We start from the raw sequence: 18,035 nt of genomic DNA, 5'->3' as shown, positions 1-18,035 counted from the left end.
CGCGGGATGGTGTATCGCGGAAGCGATACCCATCCCACGGGGGCAGGCGAAGCGTTTTGGCGAGTGGGATCAGTCCAGTTGTTCTTCCAGCGCCAGCAACTCTTCCACGCGTTGGCGACGGCGGATCAGTCGAGTGTCGGCGCCGTCGAGCAGCACTTCGGCAATCAATGGGCGGCTGTTGTAGTTCGACGACATGGACGCGCCATAGGCGCCGGTGTCATGGATCAACAGCAGGTCGCCGACCTGGGCGCGCGGCAGGGCGCGGGGGATGACCACGCCACCATCGCCCTGGGTGAACACGTCGCCGGACTCGCACAGCGGGCCGGCCACCACGGTGTCGATCACCTCGCGGCTGGCCACGTCGCCGGCCAGCACGCTGATGCCGTGGTAGCTGCCGTACATGGACGGGCGCATCAGCTCGTTGAAGCCGGCATCCACCAGCACGAAGTGGTTGCGACCGGCATCCTTGGTGGCACGTACTTCACTGAGCAGGCAGCCGGCCTGGGCGACCAGGTAGCGGCCCGGCTCGATCTCCAGGTGCAGTGGGTGGCCGACCACGTCCTCGGCGGCCTTGCGGGCGGTGTCCCAGAGCTGGAAGTAGTGCGCGGTGTCCACTTCCGGATCGCCGTCGCGGTAGGGGATGGACAGGCCGCCGCCGGCGGAGATCCCGGACAGGTCGTGACCGGCGTCCCTCACCAGGCGCACCAGGCCGAGCATGGCCTCGCCGACCTGGGCCAGGTGGCCGTAGTCGACGCCCGAGCCGATGTGCATGTGCAGGCCGACCAGGCGCAGGCCGCGTTCGCGGATCACATCCAGGGCTGCGTGCAGGTCACTGTGCCAGATGCCGTGCTTGGAGTGCTCGCCGCCGGTGTTGGTCTTGTTGCTGTGGCCGTGGCCGAAACCTGGGTTGATGCGCAGCCATACCGGGTGGCCGGGGGCGACGTCGCCCAACTGGCGGAGCATGTCGATGGAGCCGGCGTTCACCGGGATGCCGTGCTCGACCACGGTCTCCAGGGTGGCGCGGTCCAGCAGGTCGGCGGTGAAGACGATCTCGGATTCATCCTCGCGGCACGAATAACCAGCGGCCAGGGCGCGCAGCAGTTCGCCCTGGGACACGGCGTCGACCTTCACCCCCTGTTCGCGCATCAGGCGCAGGATGTGCAGGTTCGAGCAGGCCTTCTGGGCGAAGCGGATGATGTCGAAGCTCTTCAGGCGCTCGATCTGGCCGCGGATGGTGGCGGCGTCGTAGACCCACAGCGGGGTGCCGAATTGCAGGGCGAGCTGTTCGGCGCGGGGCAGGGCGAGGAAGGACATGAATGAGCTCCGAAGGTAGATGGTGCCAGTCTACCGGGCGTTTCGGAGATCAGATAATGCTGCTTTTTACTTTATCCATTCAAATTGGATATAGAGTACAGTCCACGTGGGCCTCGCGCAGGCGGGCGACCAACAGCGCGGCTTCGTCCCGCAGCGCCTCGACGAAACGCTCGCGCAACGGCGTGAACGGGCGGTACAGCGGCTTCACCAGGTTGACCTGGAATGGCAGCGAGAACGCCAGCGGCCGCAGTTGGATGCCCTGGCCCTGGAACATCAGGGCGGTGATCGGGTTGACCACGGCCACACCCAGCCCGGCGCGCACCATGCTGCACACGGACACGGCGCTGTGGGTTTCCACCTGCATCTGCCGCTGCACGCCGGCGGCGAGGAACACGGTGTCGATCAGGTGCCGGTAGTGGTCGCCCGGTGCCAGGCTGACGAAGGGTTGGCCGGCGAAATCCGCCGCCTCCAGGCGCTGACGGGCCAACAGTGGGTGGCCGTCCGGCAGGATGCATACCTCGTCCACCGCCAGTAGTGGCTGCAATTCGGTGCCGCGCGGGGCGTCGTCGTTCTCGGTCAGGCCGATATCGTGGCGCTGGGCGCTGAGCTGCTCTTCCAGGTGCGGCGACTCCAGCGCCGCCACGTCCAGGCTGATCGCCGGGTTGCCCAGGGTGAAGCGCTTGCAGGCTTCCGGCAGCAGCGCTTGGCTCAGCGCCGGCAGGCAGCCGATGGAGAACTTGCCCTCGGCGAACTGCCCAAGGCTCCCGGCGAAGGCGACGATGCGGTCGAGCCCGGTGAAGGAGCGTTCCACTTCCTCGAACAGCATCAACGCCCGCGCCGTCGGCGTCAGCCGTCCGCGTTCGCGGCGGAACAGCTCGAAGCCGATCAACTGCTCCAGCCGCGCCAGTTCGCGGCTGACCGTGGGCTGGCTGGTATGCAGGAACGCCGCCGCGCGGGTGACACTGCCGGTGGTCATGACCGCGCGGAAGACTTCGATGTGGCGGAGGGTGATCATGGGGCTGGCCGAAGGGGAGATAGCGGGAGGGTAAGCGGCGCGGGCGCCGTGGGCAAATTCCGATGCGTTGGGAGTCATTGGCTTCAGAACCTGCCTGACAAGATCGTCATTGCTCTATAGCATTGGGCCACTACCGGGTGGGTGAAGGCAGGATGCGCAAGGTTTTGCTTTGGCCGATGGGGATGGCGCTGGTCTTCGCCACGACACTGGCGTTGGCCGCCAATACGCCTTGTTCCGGCAGCAAGGGCGGTATCGCCCGCTGCCAGGGCGATCTCTTCCTGTGCAACGACGGGTCCATCAGCGGCTCGAAGAAGCGCTGCCCGGCCTATCTGGGCGGCGGCTCCGGTGTGCCGTCAGCACAGCGTTTCTCTTCCGATGGCGGTTCCTGCTCCTGCAGCAGCGGTACCTTCTGTACGGGGCCGCGCGGCGGCGTTTACTGCCTGACACCCAGTGGCAACAAGAGTTATCGGCGGAAATAGCCATGTAGGGCGAGAAATGGCTCGCGAGCAAGTTCGCTACAGGTTCAGTTTTGCACCTCATGTTCTTCGTAGGAGCGAGCGTGCTCGCGAACCGCCTGGCGCTACAAAGCATGTCTCAATGGAAATCCCGACTCCGCACATCCAGCCCATCCAGCAGCTCGCTCAGGTCCGTCAGCCTCCCGGCGATCAGATGGCGCACGCCGTCCCTGGCTTCCAGGGTGCCGTCCACCTGCAGCAGGCGGGCACCGAGGTAGGGGCGGCGCTGGCGTTGGGCGAGGTCGTGCCAGACGATCACGTTGATCATGCCGAATTCGTCTTCCAGGGTGATGAAGGTGACGCCGCTGGCGGTGCCCGGTCTTTGTCGGCCGACCACCAGGCCGGCGACCCGCACCAGGCGGTTGCTGTCCAGCTTCAGCAGGTCCCGTGAGCTGCGGCAGCGCCGGGATCTGAGCGCGCCGCGCAGCAAGGCCAGTGGGTGCGGGCCCAGGGTGGTGCCCAGGGTGGCGTAGTCGGTGAGCAGGTCTTCGCCGCGGCTGGGCAGCGGCAGACTGACAGGGGTTTCCTCGGTAACCTGGCCGGCGAACAGCGGCAACTGCGGCTCGACCCCGGCGATAGCCCAGCGCGCCTTGTGGCGGTGGCCGACGAGGCCGCGCAGGGCGCCGGCGTCGGCCAGCAGCTCGCGAGCGCGATTGTCCAGTCGGGCGCGCAGGCAAAGGTCGGCGACATCGCGGAACGGCTGCCGTGTGCGAGCTTGCACCAACGCCACGGCTGTTTCTTCGCTCAATCCGCGCACCATGCGCAGGCCCAGGCGGATCGCCGGCTGGCGTCCGGGGATGGGTTCCAGGGTGCAGTCCCAGTGGCTGTGGCGCACGTCCACCGGGCGGGTCTCCAGGCCGTGACGGCGGGCGTCCTGCAGCAACTGGTCGGGGCTGTAGAAGCCCATCGGCCAGCTATTGATCAGCGCACAGGTGAAGGCTGCCGGTTCGTGGCATTTCAGCCAACTGCTGGCGTAGGTGAGCAGGGCGAAGCTGGCGGCGTGGGATTCGGGGAAGCCGTAGCTGCCGAAGCCTTCTATCTGCTTGAAGATGCGTTCGGCGAAGTCCTCGGTGTAGCCATTCTTCAACATGCCTTGGAAGAGGCGCTGGCGGTGTGGCTCCAGGCTGCCGTGGCGCTTCCACGCCGCCATGCAGCGGCGCAAGTGATCCGCCTCGCCTTGGGTGTAGCCAGCGGCGATGACAGCCACTTCCATGACCTGCTCCTGGAACAAGGGAACGCCGAGGGTGCGCCGGAAGACCTTTTCCAATGCCTTGGAGGGGTAGGTGATCGGTTCCTCCTTGTTCCGTCGCCGAAGATAGGGATGCACCATGTCGCCCTGGATCGGTCCGGGCCGGACGATGGCGACTTCGATGACCAGGTCATAAAACTTTTCAGGCTTGAGGCGAGGCAGCATGGCCATCTGCGCACGGGACTCGATCTGGAACACGCCCACGGTATCGGCGCGGCTGATCATCTCGTAGGTCTTCGGGCATTCCTGCGGCAGGGTGGCGAGCGTCCACTGCTGGCCGCGATAGCGCTGGATCAGGTCGAAGCAGCGGCGCAGGGCACTGAGCATCCCCAGGGCGAGCACGTCGACCTTGAGCAGGCGGACCGCGTCCAGATCATCCTTGTCCCACTGGATCAACGTGCGCTCGGGCATCGCGGCGTTTTCGACCGGAACCAGGGTGTCCAGCGGTTGCTGGGAAATGACGAAACCGCCGGGGTGTTGTGACAGATGCCGGGGGAAGCCGGCCAGTTGCCCGGTCAGCGCCAGTACCCGGCGCAGTACCGGGCTGTCCGGATCGAAGCCGGCTTCGATCAGACGGTCACGGGGCGGACCCTCACGACTCCAGCGCCCACAGCAGTCGGCCAGTGCGCCGACCTGATCAGGTGGCAGGCCAAGCGCCTTGCCCACGTCACGCACCGCCCCGGCGCCCCGATAGGTGCTGACTACTGCGGTCAACGCGGCGCGCGTGCGTCCGTAGCGGCGAAATACATACTGGATGACTTCCTCGCGGCGGTCGTGTTCGAAGTCGACGTCGATATCCGGCGGCTCGTTGCGCTCGCGGGAGATGAAGCGGCCGAACAGCAGGTTGCTGTGCGTCGGGTCGAGTTCGGTAATGCCCAGCGTGAAGCACACCGCGGAGTTGGCAGCCGAACCACGCCCCTGGCAGAGGATGTGTTGCGAGCGGGCGAAGCGGACGATGTCATGGACCGTGAGGAAGTAGCTTTCGTATTCCAGCTCGATGATCAGCCGCAGTTCCTTGCGGATACGTTTAATGACGTTCTTCCTGGCTCCCTCGGGCCAACGCTCGCGGATGCCTTTATGAGTCAGGGCGCAAAGCCAACTGGCTGGCGTGTGCCCTTCGGGCACCAATTCACGCGGGTACTGGTATTTCACATCCCTGCCCAGGTCGAAAGTGCAGCGCTCGGCGATCTTTACCGTTTCCGCCAGCAACTCGGCAGGATAGATCGACGCCAGCGCCTCCCACGGCCGCAGATGTCGTTCGCCGTTGGGGTAGAGGTACTGGCCGGCCTCGTGCACCGGCAGGTGCTGGCGGATGGCGGTCATGCAGTCCTGCAGGGCGCGGCGGCCACGGGCGTGCATGTGCACGTCACCGCAGGCCACGGCGGGAATCTCCAGGCGCGCGGCCTGTTCCTGCAGGCGGCGCAGCTTGCCGGCGTCGTCCGGGCCCTTGTGCAGCTCGACGCCCAGCCACAGGCGCTCGGGGAACAGCTCGCGCAGCCAGAGGCCGTCATCGTCCCGCTCGTCCCGTGGCAGCCAGATTGCCAGCAGGTGGTCGAGGTTGCCGTCGAAGTCCGTGCGCACCAGGCGGTAGCTGCCTTTCTCGGCGCGGCGACGGGCATGGGTGAGCAGGCGGCAAAGGTTCTCGTAGCCGGCCAGGTTCTCGGCCAGCAGCACCAGCTTCGGGCCTTGCGAGAGGCTCAGCTCGCTGCCGGTGATCAGCGCGACCTCGTGCTTCTTCGCCGCCTGCCAGGCGCGGACGATGCCGGCCAGGCTGCATTCGTCGGTGATCGCCAGGGCGCGGTAGCCGAGCTTCTTCGCCCGCTCGAACAGTTCGTCGGCGCTGGAGGCGCCGCGCTGGAAGCTGAAGTTGGACAGGCAGTGCAGCTCGGCGTAGCCGATGCCTTCGAGCGGCGCGTTCATGCGAACCAGCCGTGCAGCAGCAGCGGGCCGTCGTCGCCCACCGGGCGGAACACCCAGGCGCGCTGGCCGCTGCGGGTGCGCACCTGGTAGTAGTCGCGGCGGATGTCCTCGCCGTCCCACCAGCCGGATTCGATGCGTTCGGGGCCGGCCAGCAGCGCCGGGGCGAACTCGCGCAGTGGCTGTGGCTCGGCCAGCAGCCAGCCGGGGCGCGGGGCTTCGGTGACGACTTTTAGCGGTGTGGAGCTGCCCTGCCAGGCGCGCTCCGGGCGATGGTCGGCGCGGCCCCCGAGACTGTACACGGCGTCATCGCCCAACCGTGCGCGCAGGCGTTCGCGCAGCTGTTCCCAGGGCAGCGACTGCTGCGGGCGGTCGTCGAACAGCTCGCGGTGCTGTGGCACGAAGGCCGGCAGGTCGTCGGCCAGCAACCGCACGCTGTGCACCGGGGCGCGCAGTTGCAGTTGCTCCAGGCGGCCACGGGTCAGCTCGAAGAGCATCGCCGCCTCGCGCTCGGCGCTGAGCAGGCCGACCGGCATCAGCGTGTCGCTGCCTTCATGGTGTTCCAGATGGAGGACGAAACGCTGCACGCCGCTGTCGCGTCCGGCGAGGAAGGCGGCGAGATCGGCGGTCAGGCGGCGCAGCGGGAACAGCAGCGCCTGGGTGGACTCCACGTCGAAGTTCAGCTCGATACGCGACTCGAAGCGATCCGGCGGCCGGTAGAACTCCAGGGCCAGCGGGCGCTGGCCGAGCAGGGTGTCGACCTGCCGCAGCACCTGCGGCGGGAAGCGCCGGGCCAGGCTCTCGCGCGGCAGGGCGAGCAGTTGCTGCAGGCTGCGCAGGCCCATGCGGCCCAGGGAGGTGGCGGCGTCGCGGTCCAGGCCGAGGCGTTCCAGCGGCATCCGGCCCAGGCACTGGCGTAGCTGCTCGTTATCGTGGATCGCCAGCCCGTCGTGGCCGTTGGCAAGGATGCGCGCGGCGGCCGGGTTGGGCGCGGCGGTGATGCGGTGGCGGAAGCCCAGGCCGTTCAATTCTTCGCGCAGGCGCGCCTCGAAGCGCGGCCAGGGACCGAACAGTTGCAGGCTGGACTGCACCTCCAGCAGCAGCGCGCGGGGGTAGTGCTGGCTGACCTGCGAGCTGAAGCCATAGGCCCAGGCGGCCAGCAGGTTCTGCCAGCGCTGCACGTCGCCCAGGTCGTACTCGGCGGTGGCGAAGTCGCGGCTCAAGGCCTGGGCGGCGGTGAGCGACTGGCCGGGCTTGAGCCCCAGCGCCCGCGCGGCCGGGTTCACCGCCTGCAGCACGCGACGCTGGGTCGGCCCGGCAAGCAGCGCCAGGGCGGCGTCCGGCTCGGGACGGCCGCGCAACACGCCGTCCATCGCCAGTTGCGGCAGGAGAATGCAGGCCCAGAGCATGCCGGCCTCAGTGCCAGGGCAGCGGAATGGGTCGCGCCGGCGCGAGGCCGCCGCGACATTTGAGCACGCGCAGCTGCGCCGGGTTGGCGTCCAGCGCCAGGCGCAACGCGGCGGGCGAGGGGTTAAGCGCTTCGCGCTGCGAGCGGTAGGCGATGGCCAGGGTCTGCCCGGTTTCGGCGGCCACCTGCAGGCGGCGCAGGGCGCGATCGTCGGCCTGCTGCGGCCAGCACAGTACGGCGCCGCAACTGCCTGAGCGCAGGCACTGCTCGGCGGCCCAGAGCGCATCGCGGCCGCTCGCCCGGACGATGGAGAGCTGCTCCAGCGCGACGCCGGCGGCCTGCCAGGCGGCCGGGTAGGGCACGTGGGGCGGCGCGACCAGCACGATGCGCTCGCCTGCCGCGCTTAGACGAGCCAGGGTCGGCCAGACCAGTTGCAGTTCGCCGGTGCCTTCCGCGACCAGGAGGATTTCGCTGAGCGCCGCTTCCGGCCAGCCGCCGCTGGGCAGGGCAGCGTCCAGCACCGCATGGCCGGTGGGCTGCTGGCTGGGCGGCAGGCCTTGCGGTTGGCCCTTCCAGACCTGCCGCTGGTGGAACAGGGTATCGAGCGCGACCACGCTGCCCATCACGGCCTCCCGGCCGGCGAACGGCGACAGTCATGCGCCCGGCCGGCGGGCCGGGGAAGGGGCGGGGATGAGGGGTGCATGGGATTGCTCGAAAAAAACTGTATGGATATACAGTTTATCCAGTGGGAAGGCGCCGTCAATGCCGGTTGGTCTGACGGGTATTCAGACGCGCCGGGGCGCTGCTACAAGTCCGCTCCGGCGCTTTGGCTCTCGTAGGAGCGGAGCTCCTCCGCGAATCGCCGGCAGGGTCGGCGTCTCCGGCAGGTTCGCGAGCAAGCTCGCTCCTACAGGTGGCCATCGGCGCGCTCTTCGTAGGAGCGAGCTTGCTCGCGAATCGCACGGCACAACGCCCATCGCGAAGCAGGGAATGGCGCATGCAAGCGGTTACAGCAGCAGATACCCCTGCGGCGCTTTCGAGCGTGGCGGATCGGCGATGAACTTCAGCCGCTCCGGCTTCCACCACCCCGGCAGCAACCGCCGCACCGCCGGCTGGTTGAAGCGGTCGTCGAGCAGGTAGATCACCCCCGAATCCGTCGGTGTGCGGATCACCCGGCCCGCCGCCTGGACGACCTTCTGCAAGCCGGGGAACAGGTAGGTGTAGTCGTAGCCGTCGCCGAACATCCCCTGCATGCGCTGCTTGATTTCTTCATTCACCTCGTTCACCTGCGGCAGGCCCAGCGTGGCGATGAAGGCGCCGATCAGGCGCTCACCCGGCAGGTCGATGCCTTCGCCGAAAGCACCGCCGAGCACGGCAAAGCCGATGCCGCGCGAGCCGGTGGTGAAGCGGTCTAGGAAGGCCTGACGCTCCAGTTCATTCATGCTGCGCGACTGTGCCCAGTGCGGGATGTCCGGGTGCTCGGCGGTGAAGCGGTCCAGCGCCTGTTGCAGGTAGGCGTAGCTGCTGAAGAAGGCCAGGTAATTGCCGGGCCGCGTACGGAACTGCCGGGCCATCAGGGTGCTGATCGGCGTGAGGCTGGCCTCGCGGTGCTGGTAGCGGGTGGACAGGTTGCTCAGCGCGTGGACTTCCAGCTGTTCGGCGTGGAAGGGTGACTCCACCTCGCGCCAACCGGTGTCTTCGGGCAGGCCGAGCAGGTCGGCGTAGTAGTGCGCCGGGGTCAGGGTGGCGGAGAACAGCGTGGTGCTGTGGGCCACCTTGAAGCGCTCGGCGAGGAAGGGCGCCGGCACCACGTTGCGCAGGCACAGGGTCGAAAGCACGCGCCGTGCGCTGACGTCGTGGCGGGTGATGTCGAACAGCGAGTGCGGTCCGTAGGCCTCGGCCAGCCGGCAGAAGAGCATGGCGTCGAGGTAGAAGCGCAGCAGCTCGGCCTCGTTGCCGGTGGGCTGGTCGGTGAGGTGGTCGGTGATGGCGCTGACGGCCTTCTGCAGCGCGGCGATGAACAGGTCGGGGATGGTCGGGTAGATCTGGTACTCCACATCCTGGTCCTGGTGCAGCTGGTTCCAGTGCCGGCCGACGCGCTCCAGCGCGCTTTTCAGCTTGGCCGGGGCGACCTTGCGCAGGGCGTTGAACTCGCCCTGGTCCAGCTCGGCGCTGTACATGCCGCGGCCGCGCTCGATGAGGTTGTGCGCCTCGTCCACCAGCAGGGTGACCTTCCAGTCGTTGAGCACGGTGAGGCCGTAGAGCAGGGCGGTCATGTCGAAGTAATAGTTGTAGTCGCCGACCACCACGTCGGACCAGCGGCACAGCTCCTGGCTCAGGTAGTAGGGGCAGACCTGGTGCTCCAGTGCCACCTTGCGCACCGCCTCCTGGGTCAGCCAGCACTGCTTGAGCGCGGCCTCGCGGGCGGCGGGCAGGCGGTCGTAGAAACCCTTGGCCAGCGGGCAGGACTCGCCGTGGCAGGCCTTGTCCGGGTGCTCGCAGGCCTTGTCGCGGGCGACGTGCTCGAGCACCCGCAGCGGCTGGGCGGCCTCCTGCTGGCGCAGGGTCGCCAGGGCGTCCAGCGCCAGGCGCCGGCCGGGAGTCTTGGCAGTGAGGAAGAACAAGCGGTCCAGTTGCTGGCCGGGGAAGGCCTTGAGCTGCGGGAACAGGGTGCCGAGGGTCTTGCCGATGCCGGTGGTGGCCTGCGCCATCAGCGTCTGGCCGTCACGGGCGGCGCGGTACACCGACTCGGCGAGCATGCGCTGGCCCTGGCGGAAATCGGCGTAGGGGAAGCGCAGCGTCTCCAGCCCCTGGTCGCGCTCGACGCGGTGGGCGCTTTCCTGCTCGGCCCATTGCACGAAGCGCTGGCATTGCAGCTCGAAGAAGGCGCGCAGGTCCTCGGCGGCGAAGCGCTCGCGGAACTCGGTCTCCTTCTGGGTGATGACGTTGAAGTAGACGACGGCCAGGTCGATGGCGTCGATCTCCAGGGTCTGGCAGAGCAGCCAGCCATATACCTTCACCTGCGCCCAGTGCAGCAGCCGGTGGTTCTGCGGGATGCGTGCGACGTCGCCGCGATGGGTCTTGATCTCTTCCAGCAGGTTTTCGTTCGGGTCGTAGCCGTCGGCGCGGCCGCTGACCACCAACCCCGGGTATTCGCCGCGCAACGGCAGTTCGGCGATGTAGCCCAGCCCGCGGCGGGAGACCACCGTGGCGTGCCCGGCCATGCCTTCCTGAGCCGTGGGAGCGGGGGTGAAGCGCAGGTCGAGGTCACCTTCCTTGGCGGTGAATTCGCACAGCGCGCGCACGGCGATGGCGTAGCTCATGCGGGCCCGTCCGCCTCGCCCTGCCAGCGTACGTAGCAGACTTCCACCGGCATGCCGTGCTCGGCGCAGAAGGCCAGCCAGCGCTTCTGATTATCCTGCAGGCGGTCGCCGGGGCCTTTTACCTCGATCATCCGGTAGCGCGCCTCGCCAGGCCAGAACTGGATCAGGTCGGGCATGCCGGCGCGGTTGGTCTTCGGGTCGGCCAGCAGACGTTCGAACCACAGCTTCAGGTGGGCCGCCGGCAGGCAGTGCAGGGCCTGCTCCAGCAGGTTTTCGTCGAGCAGCTCCCAGTGTACGAAGGGCGAGAGGATGCCGGTCTTGGCGGCCCAGGTTTCGCGGATCGCCGTCAGGTACGCATCGCTGTCCAGCAACGCCAGGCGTGCGGCGAAGGCTTCCGCGCGGCGGCTGACGAAGTCGCTGCGGTTGAGATCGCTGGGCCCGACCTGGAAGGGGTGGAAAAAGGCGCCGGGCAGCGGGGCGAAGATCACTTCCCAGCAGAGCAGGCCGAACAGGCTGCAGATCAGCGCGTTCTCCACGTAGTGCACCGGCGCTTCGTCCTCGTGAAGCACGGCCTGCACGGCGAATTCGACGTTGACGTCCGGGCGCTGCATCTCCAGGTCGATGCGCAGCGGCGGCGCAGCCTTGGCGGCTTTTTCCTTCGGCAGCCCGAGCTGGCGGACCAGCCGGGTCAGCGCGCGCTCGACCAACTGCAGCTCGCCGTCGCTTTCCGGCGCGGCCAGGGCGGCTTGCACCAGCGCATGGGCTTCCTCGAAGCGTTGCAGGCGTTCCAGCACGCGAATCTGCCGTTGCCGCGAGCCCCCGGCGGCGGTGCGTTGGTAAAGCGCCAGCGCGGCGTCCAGCTCGCCTTCGCGCTCCAGCTGGTAGGCCATGCGGTACAGCAGGCGGTCGTGGCGGGCTTGCAGGTAGCTGTTGTCGCTGTGGAAGTCACCCAGTTCGGCCAGCAGCTCGGCGATGGGTTCGCCGGTTTCGAAGCGCACCGCGCCGTTCCACAGGTGGATGTAGGCCTCAAGGTCATTGCGGCGGCGGAAGGCGCGGGAATCGGCGGTGAAGGACACGGTCTCGTAGCGGAAGATGCCGAGGTCGGCGAGGACGAATTCGGACCAGTCCTGCTGCAGGTTGCCGAAGAACAGCAGGCGCAGGCGGTCGCATAGCGGCGTCACCATCAGCGTGTAGAGCTGGTCGAGCTCCGGGTACCAGCCGGCGAAGGGCTGCACCTGCTCGTGGTAGGCGTGCAGGTGCTCGTAGAGTTCGGCCTTCTTCAGCGCGCCGCGCGGCAGGTCATCGCGAAAACGCGCGAGCAGTTCGTCCTTGAGCAGCAGTGACAGCAGCTCTTCCAGCGTGAGCGGGTAAGCGTTATCGAGCCAGCCCAGCTCCAGCAGCGGCGCGGCAGCGCTGGGGATGTCGCCGATCTCCGCGTAGCTCAGCTTGCCGGCGCGAAAGTGTGGCCCCTTGCGCATCACCAGCCGCACCAGCAACGCCCGTGACGGCAACGGCAGCGCGCGGAAATCGGCGATGAACCGGGCTTCCTCGGCGTCGAGCAGGTCGGCGTAGCGTTCGTCGATCCAGTCGAGGGCGCGGTGGAAGTTGGTCAGGTAGTAGAGGCTGGGGTCGAGCGGCACGGACATCGGCAGGCACTGGTTTTACATACAGTGGCAAGGATGGCGTGATGGGGGCCTGGCCGCAAGGGTTGGCACGGCCTTTCATCGGGAGATTGCCTACATGGCTGCGGGCTGCTCTTCGTAGGAGCGAGCTTGCTCGCGAACCGCATTGCACCGCATGGCCCGGCGTGAAGCGGGGTTCGCGAGCAAGCTCGCTCCTACAGGGGCATAGTGCCGGCGATGGGGCGGTACGGGTCAGTCCAGCCGGAACACCAGCGCCTTCAACCCGCTGTCTTCTTCGATATCGGCGAATTCCGGCGGGTTTTCCAGGCGCTCGACGAAGCGCAGCTGCGGCGCCTCGGCGGCCATGCCCTGGAGGAGGAAGTCCATGCCGACGGCCGGGTCGTTCACGCAGGCCAGCACGCTGCCGGCGCCGTCCAGTAGTTCCGGCAGGCGACGCAGGACGCGGGCGTAGTCCTTGTCGAGGACGAAGCTGCCTTTCTGGAAGCTCGGCGGGTCGATGATGATCAGGTCGTACGGGCCGGATTTCTTCACCTTGCCCCAGGACTTGAACAGGTCGTGGTCGAGGAAGCTCACCTTCGACAGGTCGTGGCCGTTCAGGCGGTGGTTGTCGCGGCCACGACTGAGCGCGGCGCGGGCCATGTCGAGGTTGACCACCTTCTGCGCGCCGCCGGCCATTGCTGCCACGGAGAAGCCGCAGGTGTAGGCGAACAGGTTGAGCACGCGCAGGCCTGCGGAGTTGGCCTGCACCCACTGGCGGCCGTAGCGCATGTCGAGGAACAGGCCGTTGTTCTGCTTGCGGCCCAGGTCCAGCTGGTAGCGCAGGCCATGCTCGCTGATCTGCCAGCCGTCGAAGGCTTCGCCGTGGAGCACTTCCATGGTGCTTTCCAGGGTGTAGCGGTGCTGCAGCATCAGGCTGCGGGCGCCGGTGGCGCGCCAGATGTCGCCCTGTGCCAGTTCCAACAGCATCGCCCGCAGCGCGCTCAGCTCGTCTTCGACGGGCTCGCGGAACAACGACACCAGCAGCACGCCTTCCAGCCAGTCGGCCGTCACCTGCTCCAGCCCAGGCCAGCGGCGGCCGCGGCCGTGGAACAGGCGGCGGGTTTCCGCAGGGGCGGGGTTCAGGGCGGCGAGCAGTTGCTCGCGCAGGGTGGCGATGGCTTCGGCGTTCATCTTTCCGGTCAGGCGATTGGAGCAAATCGGGGCGGCGATTCTACGCGCTCAGGCGCCGTGGCGCTGCACTTGCAGTTTTTCCTCCGGGCGCGGGGCGACGAAGTAGCGATTGAGCGCCTCGTAGCCGGCCGGGTCCAGCGGCGCGGCCAGGGGCGCCAGGGCGTGGCGGGCCAGCAGGCGGCTGCGGCAGGTGGCCGGGTCGACATCGAGGAAGTGCAGGCAATGCGCGGCGCCGGCCTGCTGCGCCAGGTCGATCAGCCAGCGGCGGTCGGCCAGGGTGTTGGCGGGGATGTCCAGCACCACGCTGGTGCCGGCGCGCAGCAGGCCGACCACGTGCGGGCCCATGACCTTGCGCACGCGGCGGGCGTAGAGCTGGTAGTCGTCGGGGTTGCTGATGCCCCAGGGGAAGAGCTCGGCGAGCCATTGTTCCTCGGCCAGCATCACGGTGCCCGGCGCCTCGGCCAGTTCGCGGGCGAGGCGGGACTTGCCCGACGCCGCCTTGCCACACAGCAGGTGCAAAGTGCCCGTACTCATGGTGTCGCCTCCAGCAGGTCGGTGCCGTAGGAGTTATCGACCGCGCAACGCCAGGTGCCGTCGGCTTCGCGGCGGAACACGTAGGTGGCGCGGCGGCTCAGCGTGCCGTGGCGGGTGTCGAGCAGGGTCTGCGCGACCACCAGCGCGGTATCGCCGGCTTCGAGGATTTCCAGGCGATCCTGGCGCACCCGCAAGTCATGGTCGAAATGTTCGGCGATGGCGACGAAGGCCTGGCGGATCTGGGCCTTGCCGCGCGCCAGCAGGCCGGGCTTGACCAGCAGCAGGGCGTCGTCGGTGTAGAACGCCAGCAGCGCGTCGAAGTCCTCGCGACCGATGGCCTCGTCGGCGGCCTGGATGAGTGCTTGCAGGGGATGCTGCCCAGGGTGGAGGGCTGCGGGGAATGCCGGGGCCATCGGTATCTCCTCGATCGGGAGCCTCGGACGGCGGGCATTGAAAAACCCGCCGGGAGGCGGGTTTGGTTGTCGCTTCGAATGCGCTAACCCACCATCGGAGCGATGGTGGTAATAATCTGCTGGAAGGTGCGGTTGGCGGCATTCATGGGGCATGAAGCTAGCAGAAGTTTCATCCGTCGCGCCAGTGCTCTTTTTGTGCCGGCGGCATGGCATGATCGCGCCGCAACGCGGTCCAACCGACATGTCTTTCTCCACGCTGCAGCGGAGCCTCCCCACATGCCATCCCCCATTCCGACCCGCATCCTGCGCGCACTGGCGCTGCTCGCCGGGTTGGTCGTGTCCGTCGAAACCCCTGCCGCGACCTGCCCGCAGGGGCAGCGCCAGGTCTGCCTGGACAGTTGCGTCTGCCTGCCGGACCTGGGCGCCGTGCTCGGCCCGGTGATCGCCGATACCCGCAAGATGGCCGGCCAGGCGCTGGGCGTCTGGCTGCAGCAGTCCCGCGACCAGGCGGAGCAGGGCGGCACCCTGCCGGTCCCGCTGGAAATCCGCGCGCAGCTGCAGGCCTATTTCCCCGACGAGGTGCTGATGGCGGCGCGCTATTCCACCGGCGCGCTGGACGAGTTGAACGCCGCCCAGACGATCATGCAGAACCCCGACACCGAGGCCGTCACCCTGGTGGACGTGATCGTCTTTCGCAGCGAGGAGGACGCGCAGACCAACGTCGCCCTCTGGGCCCACGAACTGTGGCACGTGAAGCAGTACCAGGAGTGGGGCGTGCAGGGTTTCGCCAACCGTTACAGCGAGGACTTCGACGCCGTGGAGGCGCCGGCCTACGAGATGCAGCTGCGGGTGGCCAGGGACCTGCGCGACAGCCGCCTGACGGCCGCCGCGCCGCACTAGCGGCTGGCGGTTTCTTTCGCTTCCGCCGCGGGGGGCTCGTCGCGACGGGCTTGCGGGGGCGGCGTGCCGCCGCCCAAGGCCTTGCACAGGGCGATCAGGGTCAGGCGCAGCTGGGTGTCGCTGTCCACCAGGTCGCGGCGCGATTGCAGGTAGGCGCGCTGGGCGTCCAGTTCCACCAGGAAGTCGGTCATCCCGCCGGCGTAGCGCGCCCTGGCCATGCCGTAGGCGATGTCGGTGCTGCGCTGCTTGTCCTGCAACTGGCGGTTGCGCTGGCGTTCGGCGCCGTACTGGCTCAAGGCGTCGTCGACTTCCTGCCAGGCCTTGAGCACGGTCTGCTGGTAGGCCACGGCGGCTTCCTGCTGTTCCAGCTTGCGCAGGTTGATACTGGAGCGCCTCCGGCCATTGTCGAAGATCGGCACGGAGAGGCTCGGCCCCACGCTCCAGTTGCGGCTGCCCCAGTCGCTGATACGGCCGTCCTCGGTGGATTCGAAGCCGAAACGCGCACCCAGGCGGATGGCCGGGTAGAGATCGGCCACCGCCACGCCGATATTGGCCGTGGCGGCATGCAGTTGGGCTTCGGCGGCGCGGATGTCCGGGCGGCGGCGGGCGAGTTCCGAGGGTAGGCCGAGGCTGAGGTCGGGCGTCTGCGGTTCGGCTTGCGCCACTGGCTTGAGGTCGTCGCGCAGGCTGCCGGGCTCGGCGCCGATCAACACGCCGACCTGGTTGATCGCGGCGCTTTCGCTGGCCAGCAGTTGCGGCAGGCGCGAGCGCAGGTCGGCAAGCTGGCCGCGCTGGCGTTCGACGTCGAAGTCGTCCACCAGGCCGCCGTCGGCGCGCACCTGGATCAGTTGCAGGGATTGCTCGGTGGCGGCCAGGTCCTGGCGCGTCACCGCGATCTGCTGTTGCACGCCGCGCAGCTCGAAGTAGGCGCGGGACAGTTCCGCCGCGACGCCCAGGCGCACCTCGTCGAGCATCGCCGCCTGCGCCGCCACGCTGGCATCGGCGGATTCGATGGAGCGACGGATGCGGCCCCACAGGTCCGGTTCCCAGGAGGCGTCGAAGCCGGCCTGGTAGAGGGTGAAGGGCTCGGCGAGGATCTTGCTGATTTCTTCGCTGTTCGCGCCCGGCGCGATGCGCTGGATCATCAGCGCGTTGGCGCCGTTCTCGCTCATGCGCTGGCGATTGACCGCCGCCTGGGCGTTGACATCCACGCCGCGCTGGGAGGCCACCATCTGCCGCTGCATGCGGCTCTGGGCGAAGCGCAGCACGGCAGTGTTGAGGTCGGGGCTGGCCTTGTCCGCACGGCGCTGCAGGTTGTTCAGTACCGGGTCGTTGAACAGTGTCCACCAGTCCTCGGCGAGTTGGGTGGTACCGGCGGCAGGCGGCAGCGCCGCCTCGCCGGAATGGGCCGCCTGCCAGTCGGCCGGGCTCCGGGTTTTCGGTGCCTGGTAGTCGGGGCCGACGGCGCAGCCGCCGAGCAGGATCAGGCAGCAGGCGAGGGGAGCAAGGGCGCGGGTCATGGGCGTTCTCTCACGCCAGCCGGTGGCGGAACAGCCACGAGGCGAGCGGCAGGGTGATGGCGGACACCACCAGCATGGGGATCAGGTTGAAGGCGACGTCGGCCAGGGTCGCGCCTTCGAGATAGACGCGCTGGATCAGGTCGATGCCGAAGCGCAGCGGGTTGGCGTAGGTCACCACCTGCAGGAACTCGGGCATGTTGCGCACCGGCGTGGCGAGGCCCGAGAGCAGCGTCAGCGGCATGATCAGCACGAAGGTGTAGAGCATCGCCTGCTGCATGTTCAGCGACACGGCGCTGATCGACATGCCCAGCCCGACGCAGGCCACGGTGAAGACCGCCAGCCCGCCATACAGATCGAGCAGCGAGCCGGCCATGGGGATATCGAACCAGAACAGCGCCATCAGCAGCACCAGAGTGGCCTGCGCCAGGCCGATGAGCGTCGGCGGGATGGCCTTGCCAAGCATGATTTCCAGCGGCGTGTAGGGCGTCACCAGCAACTGGTCGAAGGTGCCCTGTTCGCGTTCGCGGGCGACCGACAGTGCGGTGAGCATCAGCGTCTGCATCATGCTCAGGGTGGCGATCAGCGCCGGGATGAGTGGCCAGCGGGTCTCCAGGTTGGGGTTGTACCAGGAGCGGCTGACCACGCTGATGGGCGCCGCGACCAGGCCCTGTTCCTGGTTGAACTGCCCGACCACCACGGCCAGCCCGGCGGCGGCGGAGCCTGCGGTGTTGGAGTTGCGCCCGTCGAGAATGACCTGGATCGGCGCCGGCTCGCCCTGCGCCAGGCGGGTCTGGAAGTCCGACGGGATGTGGATCACCAAAAGCGCCTTCTGCTCGTCGATCACCGTCTGGATTTCCTCGACTCGGGTCAGCGTCGCCACCCGGTGGAAGATGCCGCTGCCGTCCAGGCGCGAGGCGAGGCGGGTGGAGGATTCGCTGTGGCTCAGGTCGAGGAGGGCGTAGGGCGCGTCGTTGAGATCGAAGGTCACCGCGTAGCCGAACAGCACGCTCTGCATCAGCACCGGTGCCACCAGCACGATGCGGTTGGCCGGGTCCTTGAGGATCACCAGCAGTTCCTTGCGCCACAGGTTGAGGATGCGCCAGAGAAATTCCAT

14 protein-coding genes are annotated in these 18,035 nt (G+C 68.1%); 2 read left to right on the top strand and 12 right to left on the bottom strand.

Translation table 11 applies throughout. The features are described from left to right. Positions 1 to 69 precede the first annotated feature (69 nt). Positions 70 to 1,314, bottom strand: a complete 1,245-nt coding sequence (gene lysA, locus H681_RS12855) for a diaminopimelate decarboxylase (protein ID WP_015477299.1) — start codon at positions 1,312 to 1,314, stop codon at positions 70 to 72. Positions 1,315 to 1,393: 79 nt separating this feature from the next. Next, positions 1,394 to 2,329, bottom strand: a complete 936-nt coding sequence (locus H681_RS12850; protein ID WP_015477298.1) for a LysR family transcriptional regulator — start codon at positions 2,327 to 2,329, stop codon at positions 1,394 to 1,396. A gap of 152 nt (positions 2,330 to 2,481) precedes the next feature. On the opposite strand from H681_RS12850, the gene H681_RS12845 reads away from it, so the two are divergent. Next, entirely contained in the window at positions 2,482 to 2,808 is a 327-nt protein-coding gene (locus H681_RS12845) for a hypothetical protein (protein WP_015477297.1), read from the top strand. A gap of 115 nt (positions 2,809 to 2,923) precedes the next feature. Here the strand turns inward: H681_RS12845 and H681_RS12840 are convergent, their stop codons facing one another. The 8 genes from H681_RS12840 to H681_RS12805 all read right to left on the bottom strand — a co-directional run bounded on the left by H681_RS12840 (position 2,924) and on the right by H681_RS12805 (position 14,501). Then, complete coding sequence (locus H681_RS12840; RefSeq protein WP_015477296.1) at positions 2,924 to 6,013, bottom strand: error-prone DNA polymerase; 3,090 nt, start codon at positions 6,011 to 6,013, stop codon at positions 2,924 to 2,926. Further along, positions 6,010 to 7,419: a Y-family DNA polymerase gene (locus H681_RS12835; protein WP_015477295.1), complete on the bottom strand. Its 1,410-nt coding sequence runs from the start codon at positions 7,417 to 7,419 to the stop codon at positions 6,010 to 6,012. Before H681_RS12835 ends, H681_RS12840 begins: the two co-directional genes overlap by 4 nt. Before the next feature lie 7 nt (positions 7,420 to 7,426). Continuing rightward, the gene (gene imuA / locus H681_RS12830) at positions 7,427 to 8,041 is read right to left on the bottom strand and encodes a translesion DNA synthesis-associated protein ImuA (protein WP_015477294.1); all 615 of its coding nucleotides are present in this window, start codon (positions 8,039 to 8,041) and stop codon (positions 7,427 to 7,429) included. Between the two features lie 384 nt (positions 8,042 to 8,425). Next, positions 8,426 to 10,741 carry an ATP-dependent DNA helicase gene (locus H681_RS12825; RefSeq protein ID WP_015477293.1) on the bottom strand — a complete coding sequence of 772 codons (2,316 nt, stop codon included), beginning with the start codon at positions 10,739 to 10,741 and terminating at the stop codon, positions 8,426 to 8,428. Next, positions 10,738 to 12,387 (bottom strand): VRR-NUC domain-containing protein, encoded by a 1,650-nt coding sequence (locus H681_RS12820; protein ID WP_015477292.1) that lies wholly within the window; start codon positions 12,385 to 12,387, stop codon positions 10,738 to 10,740. Before H681_RS12820 ends, H681_RS12825 begins: the two co-directional genes overlap by 4 nt. 228 nt (positions 12,388 to 12,615) lie before the next feature. Next, positions 12,616 to 13,554, bottom strand: coding sequence for a class I SAM-dependent methyltransferase (locus tag H681_RS12815; protein WP_015477291.1), 939 nt, complete (start codon positions 13,552 to 13,554; stop codon positions 12,616 to 12,618). 48 nt (positions 13,555 to 13,602) lie between these two features. Then, positions 13,603 to 14,088, bottom strand: coding sequence for an AAA family ATPase (locus H681_RS12810; RefSeq protein WP_015477290.1), 486 nt, complete (start codon positions 14,086 to 14,088; stop codon positions 13,603 to 13,605). Continuing rightward, positions 14,085 to 14,501, bottom strand: coding sequence for a YybH family protein (locus H681_RS12805; RefSeq protein ID WP_015477289.1), 417 nt, complete (start codon positions 14,499 to 14,501; stop codon positions 14,085 to 14,087). Before H681_RS12805 ends, H681_RS12810 begins: the two co-directional genes overlap by 4 nt. A 276-nt stretch (positions 14,502 to 14,777) precedes the next feature. Here H681_RS12805 and H681_RS12800 point away from each other — a divergent pair, with 276 nt between their 5' ends. Beyond that, positions 14,778 to 15,401, top strand: a complete 624-nt coding sequence (locus H681_RS12800; RefSeq protein WP_015477288.1) for an eCIS core domain-containing protein — start codon at positions 14,778 to 14,780, stop codon at positions 15,399 to 15,401. Here the strand turns inward: H681_RS12800 and H681_RS12795 are convergent. Further along, a complete protein-coding gene (locus H681_RS12795; RefSeq protein ID WP_015477287.1) occupies positions 15,398 to 16,921 on the bottom strand; it encodes an efflux transporter outer membrane subunit in 1,524 nt (507 codons plus the stop codon). The two genes, H681_RS12800 and H681_RS12795, sit on opposite strands and share 4 nt — an antisense overlap. A 10-nt stretch (positions 16,922 to 16,931) precedes the next feature. Further along, the gene (locus H681_RS12790; RefSeq protein ID WP_015477286.1) at positions 16,932 to 18,035 is read right to left on the bottom strand and encodes an ABC transporter permease; all 1,104 of its coding nucleotides are present in this window, start codon (positions 18,033 to 18,035) and stop codon (positions 16,932 to 16,934) included.

The sequence above is a fragment of the Pseudomonas sp. ATCC 13867 genome, from assembly GCF_000349845.1.
GTDB lineage: Bacteria > Pseudomonadota > Gammaproteobacteria > Pseudomonadales > Pseudomonadaceae > Pseudomonas.
Note: the sequence above shows the minus strand (reverse complement) of the source record. Positions and strands in the feature narration are given on the sequence as shown.